The 19,856-nt window shown below is 54.7% G+C and carries 17 protein-coding genes; 8 read left to right on the top strand and 9 right to left on the bottom strand.

Features of this window, described 5'->3' with window-relative positions:
- Positions 1–56: 56 nt before the first annotated feature.
- From AC5DDB_RS23025 to serA, 5 genes are all read left to right on the top strand, one after another.
- Positions 57–722: a hypothetical protein gene (locus tag AC5DDB_RS23025; RefSeq protein WP_491742106.1), complete on the top strand. Its 666-nt coding sequence runs from the start codon at positions 57–59 to the stop codon at positions 720–722.
- A gap of 57 nt (positions 723–779) precedes the next feature.
- Positions 780–1,601, top strand: a complete 822-nt coding sequence (locus AC5DDB_RS23020; RefSeq protein ID WP_491742105.1) for a formylmethanofuran dehydrogenase subunit C — start codon at positions 780–782, stop codon at positions 1,599–1,601.
- Between the two features lie 129 nt (positions 1,602–1,730).
- Positions 1,731–3,452 carry a fatty acid CoA ligase family protein gene (locus AC5DDB_RS23015; protein ID WP_491742104.1) on the top strand — a complete coding sequence of 574 codons (1,722 nt, stop codon included), beginning with the start codon at positions 1,731–1,733 and terminating at the stop codon, positions 3,450–3,452.
- Positions 3,449–4,459: an NAD-dependent epimerase/dehydratase family protein gene (locus tag AC5DDB_RS23010; protein WP_491742103.1), complete on the top strand. Its 1,011-nt coding sequence runs from the start codon at positions 3,449–3,451 to the stop codon at positions 4,457–4,459. The genes AC5DDB_RS23015 and AC5DDB_RS23010 overlap by 4 nt, the downstream gene beginning before the upstream one ends.
- 121 nt (positions 4,460–4,580) lie before the next feature.
- Positions 4,581–6,233, top strand: coding sequence for a phosphoglycerate dehydrogenase (serA, locus tag AC5DDB_RS23005; RefSeq protein ID WP_491742102.1), 1,653 nt, complete (start codon positions 4,581–4,583; stop codon positions 6,231–6,233).
- Between the two features lie 70 nt (positions 6,234–6,303).
- On the opposite strand, the gene AC5DDB_RS23000 is transcribed toward serA, so the two are convergent.
- The 4 genes from AC5DDB_RS23000 to AC5DDB_RS22985 form a co-directional block, all read right to left on the bottom strand.
- The gene (locus AC5DDB_RS23000) at positions 6,304–7,650 is read right to left on the bottom strand and encodes a hypothetical protein (protein WP_491742101.1); all 1,347 of its coding nucleotides are present in this window, start codon (positions 7,648–7,650) and stop codon (positions 6,304–6,306) included.
- A 188-nt stretch (positions 7,651–7,838) separates the two neighbouring features.
- A complete protein-coding gene (locus tag AC5DDB_RS22995; RefSeq protein ID WP_491742100.1) occupies positions 7,839–8,264 on the bottom strand; it encodes a hypothetical protein in 426 nt (141 codons plus the stop codon).
- A 70-nt stretch (positions 8,265–8,334) separates the two neighbouring features.
- Positions 8,335–9,270, bottom strand: coding sequence for a DUF1559 domain-containing protein (locus tag AC5DDB_RS22990; RefSeq protein WP_491742099.1), 936 nt, complete (start codon positions 9,268–9,270; stop codon positions 8,335–8,337).
- 462 nt (positions 9,271–9,732) lie between these two features.
- Entirely contained in the window at positions 9,733–11,499 is a 1,767-nt protein-coding gene (locus tag AC5DDB_RS22985) for a hypothetical protein (protein ID WP_491742098.1), read from the bottom strand.
- An 89-nt stretch (positions 11,500–11,588) separates the two neighbouring features.
- On the opposite strand from AC5DDB_RS22985, the gene recD2 reads away from it, so the two are divergent.
- Together recD2 and AC5DDB_RS22975 are read left to right on the top strand one after the other, a co-directional pair.
- Positions 11,589–13,754 carry an SF1B family DNA helicase RecD2 gene (recD2, locus tag AC5DDB_RS22980; RefSeq protein WP_491742097.1) on the top strand — a complete coding sequence of 722 codons (2,166 nt, stop codon included), beginning with the start codon at positions 11,589–11,591 and terminating at the stop codon, positions 13,752–13,754.
- 90 nt (positions 13,755–13,844) lie between these two features.
- Positions 13,845–14,354, top strand: a complete 510-nt coding sequence (locus AC5DDB_RS22975; RefSeq protein WP_491742096.1) for a hypothetical protein — start codon at positions 13,845–13,847, stop codon at positions 14,352–14,354.
- 104 nt (positions 14,355–14,458) lie between these two features.
- Here the strand turns inward: AC5DDB_RS22975 and AC5DDB_RS22970 are convergent, their stop codons facing one another.
- The 3 genes from AC5DDB_RS22970 to AC5DDB_RS22960 all read right to left on the bottom strand — a co-directional run bounded on the left by AC5DDB_RS22970 (position 14,459) and on the right by AC5DDB_RS22960 (position 16,501).
- Positions 14,459–14,845, bottom strand: a complete 387-nt coding sequence (locus AC5DDB_RS22970; RefSeq protein WP_491742095.1) for a hypothetical protein — start codon at positions 14,843–14,845, stop codon at positions 14,459–14,461.
- Between the two features lie 102 nt (positions 14,846–14,947).
- On the bottom strand, positions 14,948–15,325 hold the full coding sequence (locus tag AC5DDB_RS22965; protein WP_491742094.1) for a hypothetical protein: 378 nt from the start codon (positions 15,323–15,325) through the stop codon (positions 14,948–14,950).
- Positions 15,326–15,475: 150 nt separating this feature from the next.
- On the bottom strand, positions 15,476–16,501 hold the full coding sequence (locus AC5DDB_RS22960) for a type I restriction endonuclease (RefSeq protein WP_491742093.1): 1,026 nt from the start codon (positions 16,499–16,501) through the stop codon (positions 15,476–15,478).
- Positions 16,502–16,678: 177 nt separating this feature from the next.
- On the opposite strand from AC5DDB_RS22960, the gene xylA reads away from it, so the two are divergent.
- On the top strand, positions 16,679–17,989 hold the full coding sequence (xylA, locus tag AC5DDB_RS22955) for a xylose isomerase (protein WP_491742092.1): 1,311 nt from the start codon (positions 16,679–16,681) through the stop codon (positions 17,987–17,989).
- A 6-nt stretch (positions 17,990–17,995) separates the two neighbouring features.
- Here the strand turns inward: xylA and waaF are convergent, their stop codons facing one another.
- Together waaF and AC5DDB_RS22945 are read right to left on the bottom strand one after the other, a co-directional pair.
- Entirely contained in the window at positions 17,996–19,084 is a 1,089-nt protein-coding gene (gene waaF / locus AC5DDB_RS22950) for a lipopolysaccharide heptosyltransferase II (RefSeq protein ID WP_491742091.1), read from the bottom strand.
- A 121-nt stretch (positions 19,085–19,205) separates the two neighbouring features.
- Positions 19,206–19,856 carry an alpha/beta fold hydrolase gene (locus AC5DDB_RS22945; RefSeq protein ID WP_491742090.1) on the bottom strand — a complete coding sequence of 217 codons (651 nt, stop codon included), beginning with the start codon at positions 19,854–19,856 and terminating at the stop codon, positions 19,206–19,208.

The following is a 19,856-nucleotide window of genomic DNA, read 5'->3' as shown; positions in this document are numbered from 1 at the left end:
TAACTCCCTCGGCTCGCCATCACGGACGGCGGAAGTCGAATTTGAGGAACCACACCATGAAGATTCGATTAACAACGCTGTTAGGGCTGCTCCTCGCTGGACTGACAGTGTCACCCGCTCAGGCTCAAATTTTCCGTCCCGGTTTCTATGGCGGATTCGTTAATCCCTACAACTACAACGGCCCCGCCGGTTACACACCGGGTATGTATCAGCAATTTGGTCAAGCAGACATCATTCGTGCCCAAGGTGAAGCGTACAAAGACGCTGCAGCCGGCGCCATCGATTACGAAGACGCCCGCACGAAATACATCGACAATCAACTTCACTACACAAACATGTACATCCAACAGCAGAAAGCGTTGGATCAGTACCGTGAAGAGGAAAACGAAAAACGCAAAGCCGAACGCATGCAATGGATGCGAAATCGCAAACCGCGTGAACCCGAAACACTGTCGCCCAGCCAACTCGACCCCTCGCAAGGATCGATCAAATGGCCCGAACCTTTGATGGATCCGGCCTATGCGATGCTGCGGGCGAAAATCGAGGACGAGTTCAAGCAACGTGCGTTGACATCGGCTCCGAATACAACAGAGATCCTTGATCTCACCGACCAAATGCTGGAACGACTTCAAACGCATGTCAAAGATATGCGGCCCAACGCCTACATCGCTGCCCGGAAATTCATCGAAGGACTTGCGAACGAAGTGCGTGGCGATTATTGATGGGACGGATAAGCCGAATCGCGGCTGACGTTCTGTTCCTCCTCAACCGAATTCGCCATGCCGCTCGTCTTTGAACTCAAAGAGTCCAGTTCGATCCCCCTCGAAGTGGACTCGATTTCTTTTCCGTCCGTCCAAAATCGTTCCACCGACGAAATCCTGCGTACGCCCATTCAACGGGGCAACAAGGAAGTGGAACTCGGCGAGTTCTTCAACGTCACCGGAACAGCCGACGATGACCACGAAATGCGTTGGCAGGGCGATCTGGCGAAAGTCAAGCTGATCGCGAACAAGCTGGCGAGCGGTCGCGTTGTCGTCGAAGGCAACGTGGGCATGCACCTCGGGGCAGAAATGACCGGCGGTGAAATCGTCGTACATGGCAATACGGCAGATTGGCTCGGCGCGGAGATGCACGGCGGACGCATTCGCGTGCACGGCAATGCAGGACACCTCATCGGAGCGGCTTACCGGGGCGGTCGTCGCGGTATGACCGGCGGAGAGATCCTGATCGATGGCAATGCCGGTAATGAAGTCGGCCACACCATGCGACGCGGTTTAATTGCCGTGGGTGGAAATGTCGGAGACGCCACCGCCTTTAACATGATTGCCGGCACTGTGTTCGTCTTCGGCGAAACCGGTATTCGCCCAGGCGCGGGTATGCGTCGCGGCACGATTGGCCTACTCGGTGCCAACTCCGCCACCGACTTGCTTCCCACCTTCCAATACGCGTGCACGTTCCGCCCACAATTCCTCACGGTCTACCTTCGCCACTTGCGTTCCCTGAATTTTCCGCTGCCGGACGATTGTTTCGACATCGACTATCGACGATATTCAGGCGACTTCCTGGAACTCGGCAAGGGCGAAGTCTTGTTGCGAGCGTAATTGTCTCAGCTTTTCCGGGAACTCATGTTTGCCACGGCTCTGTGAGCCGTCCTGAGCAACGCTCCGAAATACACGGCTCATAGAGTCGTGGCACACGATTCGATCAGACAGCTACGGTTCGACACACTCATGTCACTCAATATCGCCGATCGTTTGCGTCAGTCCGCCGAGTCTTGGCCGGATCAACGGGCGGTTGTGTTTCCGCAGGGAACCGATCGTCTTGGGCGGACCGCTTGGACGCACCTCACGTTTCGCCAGTTGGATAACGAAAGCGAACAGCTCGCGCGGGGCTTGGTGCAACTCGGCGTGAAAAAGGGCGATCGCATTGTGTTGATGGTGCGACCGAGCTTGGAATTCATCGCCCTCACATTCGCATTGTTCAAAGCCGGCGCGGTGATCGTGCTCATCGATCCCGGCATGGGGCCACGCAATGTGTTTCGCTGCTTGAAAGAGGTAAATCCGCGTGGGTTCGTAGCAATTCGTCCTGTGCAAATTATTCGGGCGTTGCGTCGCGGACTCTTTCCGGAAGCAAAACTCAACGTTACCGTCGGTGGAAAACTTCCTTGGGGTGGTCCCACTTACGAAAGTTTACTCGTGGCGGACACGTCGGATGTCTCGTTGCCAGTGACAGAACCGAACGACCCGGCCGCGATCATCTTCACCAGCGGCAGCACCGGACCGGCCAAAGGCGTGTTGTATGCCCACCGAATGTTCGACGCTCAGGTCGATTTGCTCCGCGAATTCTACGGCATTGAACCCGGTGAAATCGATCTGCCTGGGTTTCCGCTATTCGCGTTGTTCAACTCCGCAATGGGCGTGACCACAATCGTGCCCGACATGGACCCGACACACCCGGCCAATGTCGATCCTCAAAAGATCATCGCGGCGATTCAATCCCAAGGCGTGACGCAAGCCTTTGGATCCCCGGCAATGTGGAACCGCATCGGGCGTTACTTGGAAGAGCACCAAATCAAACTGCCGTCGATTCGCCGGATTCTCTCCGCCGGTGCGCCGGTTCCGCCACACGTGCTGAAACGCATGAAGTCGGCCCTTAACGCCAACGCCGACATCCACACGCCATACGGAGCGACCGAATCGTTGCCGATCGCGTCGACATCCGGGAGCGAGGTGCTGCATGAAACCGCCGATCAAACTCAACGTGGAGCCGGAACGTGTGTGGGTAAACTCTTCCCCGGCGTGACCGTGAAGATCATTGAGATCACATCGGAAGCCATTGCGACTCTCGACGACGCTCAGGAATTGCCTGCTGGTGAGATCGGCGAAATCATCGTGCAAGCACCGTCGACGACCCGCGAATATGTCGACCGCCCCGACGCCACCGCAAAAGCAAAAATTCTCGACTCCGATGGCAACGGTTTTTGGCATCGGATGGGCGATGTTGGGTATCTCGACGACACCGGTCGACTTTGGTTCTGCGGGCGGAAGGCTCACATCGTGGAAACCGAAGCTGGGCGATTGTTCTCCGTCCGTTGTGAAGCGATTTTCAACGAACACCCGCGTGTCTACCGCAGCGCTCTCGTTGGAATTCAGATACCCGGCGACAGGGCTCAGATTCCAGTGATCGTCATCGAACCAGAAGACGGAGCATTCCCCGAATCTCCCGACGAGGAAAAAAAATTCGAATCCGAACTACTAGAGCTAGGCCAGGAAAACGAATTGACAGACACGATCAGCTTGATTGCATTCCATCGCTCCTTCCCAGTTGATGTGCGACATAACATCAAAATCAATCGGGAAGCACTCGCGAAGTGGGTGGACAACAATATGTATGGCGAACCGGAACTCGATGCAGCGAAACAGTTGGTCCAATCAAAATCGGTAGCCAAATGAAAGCGTTGGTCACGGGCGGCGGCGGATTTCTTGGATTGTACATCGTCGAGCAGCTGAAGGAACGCGGCGACGAAGTGCGGGTCTTCTCGCGTGGCGAATACCCCCGACTTACAGAACTTGGTGTCGAATGCGTTCGCGGAGACATTCGCAATGCCGATGTCGTCGCCAACGCGGTGCAAGGGAGTGATATCGTCTTTCATGTCGCCGCAGTGCCGGGAATCTGGGGGTCGTGGGAACAGTATCACGAAATCAACACCCTCGGCACCGAACACGTCATCAATGCCTGTCGGAAACATGGTGTGCCGAAACTCGTTTACACCAGCTCGCCCAGCGTCATCTACGACGGGAACGATCACGAAAACGCGGACGAATCGCTGCCATACCCGGAACCGGAACAGTTTCTAGCCCACTACCCGCATTCGAAAATGCTCGCCGAGAAATCGGTGCTCGCCGCCAACGACGGCCGATCGCTCGCCACATGTGCATTGCGACCACACTTGATTTGGGGTCCCCGCGACAACCACCTCATTCCCCGCCTAATCCGCCGTGCGAAATCTGGTCGACTCCGACGCATCGGCGACGGTACCAATTTGATTTCCATGTCATACGTGGAAAATGTCGCGACCGCACATCTCCAAGCAGCGGATGCCCTCGATTTCGATTCTCCGGTGGCAGGTGAGGCGTACTTCATCAACGAACCAGAACCGGTCAATCTTTGGGGTTGGATTGACGAACTCCTGACGCGTGCCGGTTTGCCACCGCTCAAGAAGAAGATTTCCGCGAAAAAAGCGTATCGCATCGGCCAGATTTGCGAACACGTCTACCGGTTCCTGCGTCTTCCCGGCGAGCCACCGATGACGCGTTTTCTTGCCTCGCAGCTGAGTGGATCACATTATTACAGTATTGCGAAGGCTCAACGAGACTTCGGATACGCCCCGCGAATCACCGTCGAGCAAGGAATGGCGAACCTGGAACCGGAACTTCGGGCTCTCGCGGCAGAATCCTGACGAGATTTCCGCCTCGACAATCGGCATTGGTTCCCAAGCCACCAGGGATCGGCTAATATCGCAACCGTTTCGGGACAACGTCCCGTGTTTATTGGCTTGCCCACCAACCCAATTTTCTCCCATGACGACTTACCGCGTACTCGTTTCCGATAGTCTTTCTCCGGCTGGACTGGAAATCCTTCAGCAGTCCCCGGGCATCGAGGTCATCAACAAGCCGGACTTGCACAAATCGCCGGATGACCTGCGGGAGGAGTTGAAATCGGTTGATGCCGTGCTCATCCGCAGCGGCAGTAAACTGACGCCAGAGATTTTGGAAGGACAGGAACGGCTCAAATTGGTCGTTCGAGCGGGCGTTGGTGTTGATAACGTCAATCTTCCGGCCGCTACCAAAGCCGGTGTGATTGTCATGAACACACCCGCGGGCAATACCACAAGTACCGCCGAACATGCCGTTGCATTGATGATGGCACTCGCACGGAACATCGGACCTGCCGCCGCTACGATGAAAGCCGGTGGTTGGGACCGCAAGAAATTCACCGGACGCCAGCTGGCCGGCAAGACGCTGGGGATCGTCGGACTCGGACGAATCGGGCAATGTGTGGCCCGACGTGCTCGTGCACTGGAAATGAAATTACTCGCGTTCGATCCCGTACTCTCTGCCGAACGTGCGGCCGATTTAGGCGTGGAATTGGTTCGCGATCTCGACGAATTGTTGCCACAAGTCGATTTTCTCACGCTTCATGTCCCCGGCGGAGCCAGCACACAGGGCCTGATTGGGGCCGATCAATTGGCGAAAATGAAGCAGGGTGCGTGCCTCATCAACTGCGCTCGTGGCGGGATCATTGATGAAGACGCACTCGCTGCGGCGATCGAATCCGGCCACATCGGCGGAGCAGCGATCGACGTATTCGTCAAAGAACCACCTGGCGAAACGGCTCTTACGAAACTCGAAAACGTCTTGTGCACACCGCACCTGGGTGCATCGACCGAAGAAGCCCAGGAAGCTGTCGCTCTGGAAGCCGCCGAGTTGGTGAAGGCTTATCTGATATCCGGCGAGATTCGAAACCCGGTCAACACCGCGCCTTTGTTGGCATCGGAACTCGCTCAACTGAGAACCGGTTTCGGACTTGCTTTCCGACTCGGTCGATTGGCCAGCGGGATCATGAAACAACGCTGTTTGACCGGCGTAAAATCGGTGAAGCTGACGTTCCGCGGCGAGGAACTCGAACACAAAATCGAACCGCTGACGAATTACTTCCTGGCGGCTTTGCTCGACGGCTTGCTCGATGAACCGTTGAACTACGTCAACGCTCGCAACGTCGCTGAACAACGTGGGTTGGAAGTCGAAGGCAGTCGCGATCGCAGTGGCGGCGGCGACTTCACGACGTTGTTGTCTGCAGAAATCGTAACCGACCAATGCAGCTTGACCGTTGCTGGTAGTGTTTTGGGGACGAAGTTCCTGCGACTCGTTCGCCTCGACGACTTGCCGCTCGATGCGTACCTCGACGGCGTGCTATTGATCTACCGTCACCAAGACAAACCGGGTTTGATCGGTGTTGTCGGGACGATACTCGGCAAGCACAACGTCAATATCGCGGATATGTCGTTGGGACGTGGACAACGCGGTGGGGAATCGGTGGCTGTTCTCAATCTCGATGACGAACCACCCGCTGCGGCCGTCGAAGAAATTCGTGCTCATGGCGGCGTGACGGCTGTGGAACTCGTCCGGTTACCGCCCGCCGACGAGCCACTCCCGTGGCTTCCCAGCGTGTAGACAAACGATGGGGGAGGTTCATCACGTTGATGAGCCATCCCCACGACACTATGCATTCAACGCCCAGCGATCACTCCGCGACCACAAGACCGATCGCATCGATCATAGTTCCTCGTCGTCCGTGAATTCCAATGACGGTTTGACCGTCGCTGGTGATCGTCTTTCCAGGCGTTTCCGGAGCTTCGCCGATCCACTCGCTGAGATAACTGTCGGATGAATCCAATCCACCGTCGTCCGTTTGTCGCATGAAAATCACGCGGATGGCGGTGATATATTTCGATGACACAACCTCGAATCCCCCGACGGCATAACCGTCGCGACGAAAGACGGTCTTTTTCGGATCGACTTGCCCCGAATCGTACACGGGCGTCAAATACATGACAGCCTGCGTTCCGAACCATTGTCCAAGTTGGTACCGCATCCCCAACATGGGTTGATTCTTCGCACTGACTCGACGAAACGGACTCCCAGTCCGTTCGCCGACCAGTTCCAAATCTCGGCCGTTTTTCGCCGGTGCGACAGGTGTCGATTTTGGTTTCGTTGTCGACTGCGAGACAGTGGGCTTCGTCGCGGTTACCGAATTGGTTTTCTTCGGCTCTGCGTTTGGTCGTGGCTGGGGTTGAGGTTGAAACGCCGGGGGCTTGGGCGCTGCTGGCGGAACACGTGGGTCCGCTGCCGGTTCAGCCTGAGTGTTTGTCGGCTGGGCTTCTTGCTGACCTTTCATCTCCGCGATTCGATTCGCTTCGATTTGACGAACGATAATCTGACCAGTCACACCGACCAAGCACACCGTCATTAACAACCCGACCGTCACCAACTTCCACTTCCCGAATTTCTTGGCATAGGGTGCCGGAATTTCGCGGCCACTTCTGACATGCACGCCTTTCGACTTCAGAAACTCCGCCAGTGGTTTGAGTTCCACTCCCGGCGGAATTCCGATGACGTCGACCGTCTTTTTCTCACCGGCAATCACCCACTGTTGCTCACTCTCGATTGCGAGCAGCGAGAACGTTTCACCGATCGCCCGACCGGGAATGATCTCGCAATCGAGGATGTCTTCGTACGCCCATTGACGCCGTTCGAGCGAAAACCAGAACCAGTGAATGTACCAGCGATGTCGATTGATCGTGGCTTCCCGAACATAGATTTTCCCGGATTTTTGCCCCCGAGAGAACCACGTGAATCCGACAGCCAGCACACCCCAAATGATTAACGCCTTGCCCGCTTCTTCCCAGATGTTCAACGTCTTCGGGTTATCCAAGTATTGGCCCGCCGTGACGCACGCAATGATTGCCAATAAAGCCAGCCAAAAGAACAACCGTCGAGACTTGTCCCGCCGCAACTTGAGGCGAAACGTGAATGGCTCCTGCCACGTGAAACGGACTTTTTTTGGTCCATCTGCTTCGAACATTCCCATGATGGCGACGATACTCCCAGAGCGGCTTGGAGAGAACGCATCGATGCTCGCGGTGACCAACCTGGACACATGGATGCTGAAAACGCGCTATCATTGCAAACTGACCCGGAAACCAAAAGAGAAACGCGAAACTGTACCGAAGTACGGTTTCGCGTTTTGTGTTTGCAAAGGATTTCAAACAGCCAGAATCACTCCAACGGGAAATCGATTGTGTTCTCGCCGTCAGTGACAGTGGCGGTGAGTCCGGAAGTGGTATCACGACCATATTTGTCGGGAATCAGGGCTTTAGGTTCGGCCGCCGTGTCTTCTGGTAGGCCGCTGCCCATGTCGAGGGCGATGATCGTCACCTTGTGCTCACCCAAAACCGCGCCGTCACCTTCTTCGTAGGTTTTCAACTCGTAGGTTCCGTCAGGCTGGATTTGCCCGGTCGCCGGTGGTCCGCCACCCGTGGGTGTGAACATGACCGTTCCGGTCGTGACCGGCTTGCCGTCGTAAGTCACGGTTCCTTTCACACTCGACGTCGCCATCTGATCGCTCGAAGAACCGCAACCAGCGACTCCCAACACCAGGCAAGCAAACGTCAATCGACGAAGAAACAACAATGCATGCTGCATACATTCACTCATCAGAAAAATAGAAAGCTACACGGAATTTCCAAGGCAGATTCGGCACGTTGTTGCCAAATTACTGCTGCAAGACTTCGCCGTTGTCGCGGGTGGCCATTGCCTTGAGGACGTTCAAGTCCATTGTTTCGCTGAGGAACGTCGAGCTGCCATCGCAATACAGGAACTGAGCGCCGCCAGGATGATAGCTGGTAAACGGTGTGTTGTTGGTCGCGAAAGACCCCTTGTAGTTGATCGGAAACTGGATGTATTTGTTGTCGAGTTGAAGATACCCGGAACCGCTGTAGTAGTAGTATCCCCAGGTCCAAGGTTGAATCCCGCCCCAGCCGGCTTTTTGGCCTGCTGTCCAGCCATCCGAACTCGATGATTCACCGATCAACAGGGTGTTCGTGGTTCCGTCTTTGACGTCGCCAATTCGCACGCGGCTGGTCGGGTAGATCACACCGGAGGTACTGTAATTTCGACCCGATGACGAACCTGCGATGATCCCGACATCCGACGAACCACCGTTGGCTCGGTAGTGCAGGGCACCTTGTTCCTTGATCCACGGCAACGTGGAATTGTTGATATCCGGACTTTTCTCTCCAAGGGCGGAGGACGGACATGCGAAGCTCGGAATTGCGCTTGTGAAGACTTCGTGGGCCCCGTTGTGGGGAGCGGTGTCAAATCGCCAAGGCATGATATTCATCATGGCATCGGCAGCGAATGCATCCATGGCGTCAACTCGGTTTCCCTGTTCCAAGAACGGAAACACCCGACCAGGCCAACCAATGCGATAGCCACTGTGTTCGAAACCACCGGGCGGAAACGTGAGGTTTGTGTCGTGATAATTGTGAAAGGCCAACCCGAGTTGTTTCAGATTGTTCTTACATTGGGTTCGACGTGCCGCCTCCCGCGCCTGTTGAACGGCAGGTAGCAGCAGAGCGATCAAAATCGCGATTATCGCAATCACCACCAAAAGTTCAATGAGTGTAAACCCGGTCCGTCGAGATCGCATTGTGTGTCTCACTAGTAGAAACCCCCAAAACCATTGACAAAAAAACGAATGACTTCGAAACGAAGCTTCAAAAACCGGCCCGCATGCCCATGACTTAGGCACACGTGACTATCAAACTGACAGATGTCGACACCAAACTAACAATGAATTCACTTCGACGCCAATCTGAAAGTCGGCCAAATCCCAAGAATCACGTGAAAAATCTGTAAAACGTGAGATTTCTCAGTTGATCGATGTTCCCGCCGGATTCCTGAAGCACATTCCATGCCGATCCAGGCCAATCAATCTGAACACACTAATTGTCGTTTGCGGGGCCGAATTCCCCTGATAAATCAGAAAAAACCGCGAAAAGATTTCGCTCGTCACGATTTCAGCGACAATGCCGCAATCGGGCGTCCCAAAAATACGGCAAGGGGAGCAGACGGAAACAATTGAACATAAACTGATATGTCAGTACACCTACTATGGTGTTGACCAGTCGAGTTCGGGGAGAGCATGCTGAAGAGAACCGTGTAGGTCGGGAAGTTCCTCTGCGAGCGTCACAACTGCCGACAATGCTTCACGCATCTCCGGCCGGCGAACAGAACGCAAGGCGACAGCTAACACGGGCAGCAAAGAATCGGCGTGCGTGGGTTTCTTCCGGATTGCCGCCGATAATTGGTGAATCGCTTTCAGCTTCTGACGTCCACCACGATGAATACCAAGCAAAACGCTGGTCCACAGGGATTCCAAGGCGTCACTCGACGGACGAGCTGACGCGAGTTTCTGCCGAGACTCCAAGGCATCGATGACTCGCAATCGCACGTCATCAAAAGGAGTCTCCAAGAGACGCACCCACAGAACCGGATCACTCAGGGCTTGCTCACGCGAGACATTTGTCTGATCCAGCAACCAATCCCAAGCCGCATTGCGGACGGTTTGATTCAGCGAGTCAAAGAACCGGAGCACAAAGTCTCGGTTGTAATTCTCGTTCTTACCCAGGATCGGTAACGCCCAAGCTGTGAGTTCTTTGCTGATGGCGTGACACCGTAAATCGGCCGCTTGAGCCAACTGCTCGCGGTCTTCAGCGGTGCGAAAGGCCCGTTGTTGTAGATAGCCGAACCCCAACCGGGCAACAGGCGTCGGTTCCGTCATCGTCAACCGGAGACAATCCGCAAGCGTCAGTCGTTCCGGTCGCACGTGTTCGGCCATCGTCTCGCAAATGACCGATAAAGCCAGGGGATTTTTGAGTTCCAGCAGCGACAACCAGGTTTCCAACGACAACGAATCTAAACCACGAGCACGCCGAAATAACTCGGCAGCAAATTGTTGAAGTTCGTTGTCATCGTGTTCGAACAATTCTAGAAGATCATTCAGAGAGACCTTGGCTAATCGTGATTGGTGTTCGGCTCGCAAAAGTTCCATCGCCCAAACGCGGATCGGTCGTGACTGAGCGTTCTTCAAGAGGAACCAAAGCACCTCGAAGGCATCATCGGTCTGCCATAACTTCGGGAAGTAGGGTGCGGGTTTTAATTGGGCCAACGAGCGGTTTTCCGCCACATTCACCAAAGACTCCGTGCGGTCCAACACATCGCTATGATGAAAACAGGCGTGAATCAGTCCCCAGCAATCCAACAAGTTCTCGCCACTTGCCAGATCGTCGTCGGTGTAGAGCACCAATGCCTGAGAGATTGCAACAAGATAATCTGCCGGTCTGCGGAAACCCATCCAACGGAAATATCGCCAAACGCGACGTCGAAGGTAATACCGCGTATGGTAAGAGAACAGAACACCATTCTTCGGCTGCGATGTTGCGAAACTCCGCACCCAACCCGTACGCGGGTTTCGGACGCTCTTCTGAGCAGGTGGTTTGAACAGCACATTACGGGGGTTGACCAGGCCCCATTCTTCCCAACCGGATTGAGCGACCCAATCGTATTTCCATCGTCGCGTCGGTTTGCGACGCACGAGCCGATCGACAGCGACCAAACAGACGGCCATCAATTCATCGTCTTGTTTCGCTTCTGCCGCCTTCAGCAAATGCTTGATCAGCGGTTCATGTCCGGGCACATTCCAAGGGGAATTGAAATACCGGATTTGTTGGTCTCGTGCCCACTCCCGCGAATCTGCAGCCCACTCATCCGCGAACGCCGCCAATTCCGGCATGGGATGCGTTTGACGCAATTCGTTCAAAAACCGCGAATCGGCATCGCGAAAATACTGTTGATAGGTCGGAAGTCCAGCGGCCATCACACACACGCTCCTACGAAGTTGGTTGCGATTATCAACCGCCGAACCGGTAACGTCAACGCGACAACGTTTCGCTACAATCAATGTCTATGACGGAAAACATTGTCGGTACCATCGAACGTGTCACCTTTCACAATCCCGAAAACGGATTCGTGGTGCTACGGGTTCGCGCAGACGGTTTTTCAGAACCGGTCGTTGTGGTCGGAAACGTCACGTTGGCATCGGCTGGCGAGCAACTCGAAGCGACCGGGAGTTGGGTGACCGATCGCGATCATGGGCGACAGTTCAAAGCTCGCGAACTGAAAACGGTCGCGCCGACAACGATGGAAGGCATCGAAAAGTTTCTCGGGTCAGGAGCGGTACGGGGAGTCGGCCCGAAGTTGGCGTCTCGGATTGTATCACTCTATCAAGACCGCACACTCGACATCCTAGACAACTACCCAGAGATGCTGGCACATCTGCGGGGCATCGGTCCCGAGCGTGCCCGTCGAATCCGCGAGAGTTGGCAGGAGTCGCGACAGGTCCGCAGAATTCTGTTGTTCCTACATGCACACGGTATCGGAGCCGCTCGCGCTACCCGGATTTATCGCACTTATGGCGAAGATGCCATCGAGTTGATTCGCGAAAACCCGTATCGATTGGCGGACGACATCCACGGCATCGGCTTCAAAACAGCCGACGAACTTGCTGACCGATTGGGGCTCGAACGGACATCGCCGCACCGCTTCCGCGCAGCTGTCCGGTATGTGCTTTCGCAGTTCGCCACGCAAGGTCATGTCGGTAGTCCGGAAAGCGAAGTAACGGAAGCGACCGAGCAACTTGTCTCCGTTGGCCATCATGCCATTCAAGATGCGATTCAATTCGAGATCGGAGCCGATCGTCTTGTCCGCGAAAGTCATGAGGGAGAACCGTGGTTGTTTCTCACGCCGTTGTACCATGCGGAAGTCGGACTTGCGGAGTCGGTTCGTCGATTGCTCGACTGTCCAATTCCCATCACGCGGACGGTTGCGGAAGTCGATGTCCAACTGTCGCAGGTGGAGCAATCTCTCGGAATTGAACTGGCGGACGCGCAACGCGAGGCGATTCATCTCGCGGTTCGGAACCGGTTGACCGTTATCACCGGCGGGCCAGGGGTGGGAAAGACAACGCTCGTGCGGAGCTTGCTCGAAATCGCCGAACAGAACGAACAGGAATGTGTGCTGGCCGCTCCCACTGGTCGAGCTGCTCGTAGATTGACCGAAACCACCGGGCGATCGGCTAGCACGGTTCATCGCTTGATTGGTTACGACCCGGCACGCGGAGCAACGCATCATCGGAGCAATCCGCTCGAAGGCGATTTGTTTGTTCTGGATGAAGTTTCCATGGTCGATGTCGTCCTCGGCAACCGCTTTTTGGCAGCGATCCCGGATGAAGCTTCTGTGGTGTTGGTTGGCGACGTCGATCAACTCCCGTCCGTCGGCCCGGGGGCGGTGCTGGGGAATTTGATTCAGTCCGGCATTGTGCCGACCGTCCGACTGACAAAGATCTTCCGCCAAGCGGAGACGAGTCAAATCGTCACTGCCGCCTACGCAGTCCATGAAGGACGACTACCGCCGCTTGAGACTCCGAAGACAACACTCAGCGATTTCTATTTCACGCCCTGCGATGACCCCCACTCGATCCGGCAAATGATCGTGCGGTTGATCACTGACCGTATCCCCCAGCGGTTTGGACTCGATCCGCTACGGGACGTGCAAATTTTGACGCCGATGAACCGCACACCGCTGGGGGCTGGAGCGCTCAATGAGTTACTGCAAACCACTTTGAATCCTCCAGCCAAAACGAAAGCCGAAGTCGAGCGATTCGGGCAAGTCTTCCGCATCGGGGATCGCGTGCTACAGACCGTCAACAACTACAATCGCGGCGTCTTCAATGGTGACTTAGGGACGATCGTTTTGATTGATTCCGTCGAGCAGGAAATCATAATCGAATTTGACGAAGCGGAAATCGCTTACGATTTTAGTTCGCTTGATGAGATCCAATTAGCCTATGCACTCACGATCCACAAAAGCCAGGGGAGTGAGTATCCGGCAGTCATTATTCCGGTCCATACACAGCATTTTGTGATGCTGCAACGGAACTTACTTTACACGGGCATCACGCGAGGCAAACAACTTGTCGTGTTAGTGGGATTACAACAGGCATTAGAAATCGCCATCGGTCGTCATGAGACGATTCAGCGACACACGGCCCTCCAATCACGACTCACACGGTAACACGTTTTTTCCGAAAACGCTGATCTCGGGAACGGTTTATCGCGTAGTCATTATGTGCGGTTCGACTTCCTTCTTTGCGAGACTCCGTCGATGGCTTCCACACTTCCTGCATCAGAATCACGAATTCCAACGGAACCGTCTAAGAACTCAACCGAATCAGCTCCCGCACCGACTGAGGATTCCAAGCGTGTTGTCAGCTGGGATCCTGATGCCTACGCGGATGCTCAGAAATGGCACGCGATTGCTCAGGCGTGGTTTCGCTATTTGGAGTGGATCACACTGGCGGCCATCGTGCAAGTTGCGTTCGTGCACGCCCAAGAACCGGTGACCCGAGGCGTGTTGCTGCTGATCGCCATGGCCACGTTATTCATCGGTTACCAGGTGATCCAATCCCACATTGTCGCGGTCCGGTTTGAGCGGTTTCCGTTCGCGAATCAGCCAAAGATTCGGGGGTTCTTGGCGTTTGTGGTTCTCGCTCTCGCGTTGGCCGCTTCACGCATTATCTACATGGAAGCAATTCGTGGACTCCGTCCGCCAGAGACGAGTCAAAGTTTCCACCAACGACTTTCGGAAACACCGTCGGAATTCCCAAGCGCATGACTTGGTAACCTGTTTCGTCTCATCAAACACCGAAACCCCCGCCGTACGACAGTACGACGAGGGCTAAGTTCGATCAACGAATCAGTTTTGCGAATCGACTCGGACTACTTCTCACAGCAGGCCAAGTTGAGTTCACAACACGGTCCGCCGGTTTCGCAGCAGGTCTGATCGTCGCAACATGGCAACTCAAGCACGCAGCATTCCGCGGAACCGTCTGGGGCACAGCAAGAGTTTGCAGACGCCACAACTGTCTCTGTCAGCGGAGTCGAATCCGCACAGCAAGCGGCCTGTTCAAGACAACAACCTTCGCCAGTTTCGCAACAGACTTGATCATCGCAGCAGGGTAACTCCAGCAGGCAGCATTCAGAGGTCCCATCCGGTTTGCAACAATCGTTGGCAGACGACGTCGCAATCGTTTGATTATCGGTCGCAAACCCAGTCATCGCCAAGCCAGCAGCCACGATCGAGGTGGCAACAAATTTCAATAACATAATTTTCTCCAGTGAATGTTTCGGTGGGCAGTGTCATCGGAAATGTGATGACAGCCAAGAGTTTGAAGATCAGGAACAAACAGCGAGTTGTTCGTGATCGGCTCAACAGAGCCACACACACTGAAGCACGTGCGACCGCGGCCCGCACTGATAGGAATCGTCAACCGGCGATACGAGAGACTTAGGGCCTAGCCGAAGGTCACTCCAAGTCGGTGAGTCGGTGATGACATCCACCGGCGACCCAACTTGTTCGGCGGCTGCGGGTGGCATTGTCGCGAAGTGGACACAGCAACATTCCGCATCGGGAGCAATCGGCCGATCATTTGTCGGCGGTTGAGGCAGTCGATGTTGGCAACATGTCGACGCCCGCTCCAACCCCGGCAAATTCTCGACCACCGTCGACCCACAACACCACCCCACCGGCAATCCCACCAGGATTGCCAAGAAGACGGTCGTAATGTGGCTTGCGAGGTTTCCCATACTTCTATTTTACGATTGCCCACCGGAAAGTGTTGGATGAGATTTCTGATTTCCCAGATTCTGGTAGCCGATTATTCGGCAATCCACGACGGCAAATCATTGGGGGTCAGATCATTTGGGGTCGTAGGCGGCAACCGTTTCCTTTAGCTTTTATGAATATTTGTATATATCATTGATACTATCGATTGCGTGACGAGTCTCGTTTTTTTCCGAATCAAACAGGCCGAGATACTTTTGCGAGAAATTGAAGCGTAACCGACAGATGGGCTTGCGGTTATTGTCATCTAGCAAAATTCCGCAGTAGCTTTTCGTGTCTCGGATAAATACTCGCTTTGGATCAACGATTTGGCAGACAATGGATTTGACGACGTAGAACCCTTCCAACTCAGCTTCGGTCGTGATGATTTCATCCTGTTCGCCGCTTGTTTGGACAACAGTTTCATCGGCTTCATTGACGGCACTCTCTTGGGCAAGTGCAGATTGTAGACGCTCATTGATCCGATCATTCACAAATTCGTGGAAGGCCTTTCGAGTGATCTCGGTGAACTGATCACGCACTGCTTGGGTCATTCTGCCTTCGTACACGCGAGTCGTGAAGACTCTGACAAATTCTTCGCTAGGATTCGTCCACTCTTCTCGCAAACTCCGCTTGATCGCTTTCGTATATTTTAAGTCGCTTGCGGTCTCGAGGATATTCGCAAGATTGTAACTCTCCTTCGTGAACTTCTTGAGCTGTTCCACAACTCGTTCCGTCAACTTCGACATGCTGAACTCAAAGAACGGACGAGTGTCCATTTTGTTCGGTTCTTCTAGGTCGGAGAAGAACTTGTAATCAACGCCGTTCGTCAAGATGCTGAAGCGAGCCGAAGTCACGGAAAAGTAACGGTAGAGTTGCGTGGGAGTCTCAAGCTCCAAGTTTCTCGTAATTCCTTTGCACTCAAAGAGCATGACGGCTTCGCCACCGCTCATGATTGCGTAATCAACTTTCTCCCCCTTCTTTACACCGACGTCTGCAACGAACTCTGGTACAACTTCCGAAGGGTCAAAAACGTTATATCCCAATGCATTGATGAACGGCATCACCAATGCATTTTTTGTTGCTTCCTCGGTTTGCAATTGGCCCCGAACCGTTTCAATGCGTGCTGCAATTTCACGAAGCTTGTCAATCAGCTCCATGCAATGCCCCTATGTGAACAAAATTTCGCGTACGAGATTCTGCCAATTGAAAGAGGGGAATGTCAAGTTGTTCAGGTCGAAGCCATGTGACTCTCACAAAATTGCAGTTTGCCATGTTCTTCGTTAGCATGTCGCAACCCACACATATTCGGATTGCTGCTCTGAGGATGCACCACGATGGCTTACTTTCCTGACATTGAAACCATTCCGTTCGAAGGCCCGGGCACGAAGAATCGGTTGGCGTTTCGGCATTATGATCCATCGGCGACGCTCGAAGGGCATTCGATGAAGGATTTGATGCGGTTCAGCGTGGCGTATTGGCATACGTTTCGCGGCACGGGGAGTGATCCGTTCGGGGCGGGCACCTTGCAACGCCCGTGGGATGACGGATCGGATTCCGTCGAGAATGCGTTAAAGCGAGTCGATGTGGCATTCGAGTTTATGCAGAAACTCGGTGCTCCGTATTACTGCTTCCATGATCGCGACGTCTCGCCGGAAGGGGCAACGTTGGCGGAGTCTCACAAGAACTTCGATGCGATCGCGAAGCGTCTCAAAGAACAACAAGACGCGACTGGCATCAAACTGCTGTGGGGCACGGCGAATTTGTTCTCCCACCCGCGTTACATGCATGGAGCAGCCACCAGTTGCAACGCGGATGTGTTCGCCTACGCTGCCGCCGAAGTCAAAAAAGCGATCGAAATCACTCATGAACTTGGCGGGGAAAATTACGTGTTTTGGGGCGGTCGAGAGGGGTACATGAACCTCTACAACACCGACATGAAACGCGAACTCGATCACCTCGCACGCTTCATGCACATGGCGGTCGATCACGCGAAATCCATCGGCTTTACGGGGCAGTTTCTCTTTGAACCAAAGCCGAAAGAACCGACCAAACACCAATACGACTTCGACGCCGCTGCGTGTCTGAACTTCTTGCGTGCCAACGACTTGACCGACCACGTCAAGCTGAACATTGAGACCAACCACGCGACGCTAGCCGGTCATACGATGATGCACGAGCTGGAATACGCTCGCATTCAAAATGCCCTCGGCAGCATCGATGCCAACACCGGCGACTTGCTGCTCGGGTGGGATACCGATCAATTCCCGACTGATATCTACCTGACCACGCAGTGTATGTTGGTCATCTTGGAGCAGGGCGGTTTGGCTCCCGGTGGGATCAACTTCGATGCGAAAGTTCGCCGGGAAAGTTTCGATCCGGTTGATCTGTTCCACGCTCACATCGGTGGGATGGACGCCTTCGCTCGCGGTGCCAAAATCGCGGCGGCCATTCGTGCGGACGGTGCCCTCAAAGACATCGTGAAGAATCGCTATCGCAGTTACGACGATGGCATCGGCGCCAAAATCGAAGCCGGGACCGCATCGTTCGCGGATCTCGAAAAATATATGCTCGAGAAAGGCGAGGCCGACGCCAACGAATCCGGTCGTCAGGAAATGATCGAAAACCTGATCAACGATTATTTGTAAGAGTTATTACGCGGCTTCCGACTGCGTCAATTCGCGTTCAACGACCATTTGTAGAGCTTGCCAAACGCGTGGGGTTTCCAACTCGTTGAGGCAAGCCAAATGGTCGGAACCGCTGTGCGGACATTGCTTGCGATAACTCCCCGCACATGAGACACGCGTTTGAACTAAGGCGTGTTCCGTTCCGGGGGGGCCAGACTGCACCGGATCGGTACAGGTAAACGCAGCGACCACAGGCGTACCCATCGCAGCGGCCAGATGCATCGGGCCAGAGTCGTTTGTCAGCGCAACCGTAGCCGACTCCAACACAGCCGCCAACTGTCGGAGGGACGTTCTTCCGGCCAAATTCACCGTACGCGTCTCGGGCAAAAATCGTTTCAAGCTGGTTTCGACTTGCTCGGCGAGTTCGACTTCGTCAGGGCTGCCGACGATAACGACATTCACTCCCCATTGCCGCACCGCATTTGCGGCAAGATGGGCAAATCGTTCCGGTGGCCATCGTTTCGTGACCCACTTCGCACCGGGCGCAATCACGATTCGTGCGGCTGACATCGTAGCCAATTCGGTGTCGACCCAAGCCCGATCGTCAGCCGTGATTGCGACTTTCGTCGTCAAATCTTCGGGAGCACACCCGAATGCCTGAGCGACAATCTGATAACGAGTATGAGCCGGCACATCACGCGTTGTGCCGGGAATCGTTAAATGACACGCACGGTCGGCTCCCTCGCGGGCTGTTTCCATGCCGACCCGAAGCGGAGCCCGACTTGCCCAGGACATAATTCCGGTGCGAATCAACCCTTGCAGATCGATCATCAAGTCGAAGTTCTGCCGGCGGATTTGCTTCAACATCCCGAGTTGAGCTCGCCATCGGCCGCGTCGGTGGAAGGAAATCACCGAATCCAAATCTGGGTGCCCTTCCAACAGATTTCGCAAGCCGTGGGCAATCACCCAGGAGATGGTGGCCTTCGGAAACCGTTGACGCAACGCGGGCAAGATCGGCAATGTCTGCACGACATCACCGAGTGCGCTCGGCTTGATGATACCGATTCGCTGGGCGTCAATCTGAGGAAGATCAGCAAGAGAGATCCGTTTTGCCATACGAGAGCCTAATTCCGTGGCTACGATTCGAGCGGGACTATAGTTTGGACCGGTTTCGTTCGACAAGAGCAGAGTGAAGGGTTGCAAGTTGTATTCCGAAGTTGCTTTCCTCGTTCACACTTCAGAACACTTGCATTTCTCCATCGACTTCCGCGACGAACTGCACGATTTGCCGGAGTGCCCGCTTGGTGTTCTGCTCCACGGTGCGGTCAGAACCACGTCCCGGTTGGAAGCTGTGGTCACCGTCGGGCAGCCAATGGATTTGCACTGTGTCGGCCAAGGAATAACCCGCAACTTCGTTCTGGTCGCCAAACTTATCCCGCGTGCCTTGGACGATCAGCGTCGGGGTCTGAATCGACTGCAAATGCTCAATCCGTAATTTGTTCGGTTTGCCACTCGGGTGGAACGGGTAACCGAGACACACAACGCCGGCGACTTCAAGTTCATCGGCGACCAGCGTGGCGATGCGTCCGCCCATGGACTTTCCGCCGATGATCAAATGTTCGGAGCCGAGTGCCTCAACAACGTTTTTCCACGTTTCCCGCAGGACCGGTTCGCGATCGGGTGGTCGCTTGCGACCGGTTCGACCACGGTCGGCCATGTAGGGGAACTCAAAACGGACGACACGAAAACCTTCGTCCGCAAGCCCTTCTGCGAAGGAATCCATAAAGCGATTGGACATGCTCGCCCCCGCGCCATGGGCTAGGGCGATCGTCCATTTTGCTTTCTTGGGGCCGTTTTTCAGGAACACCGGTGCCGACTGTTCAGGCAT

This window comes from Thalassoroseus sp., assembly GCF_984380535.1.
Note: the sequence above shows the minus strand (reverse complement) of the source record. Positions and strands in the feature narration are given on the sequence as shown.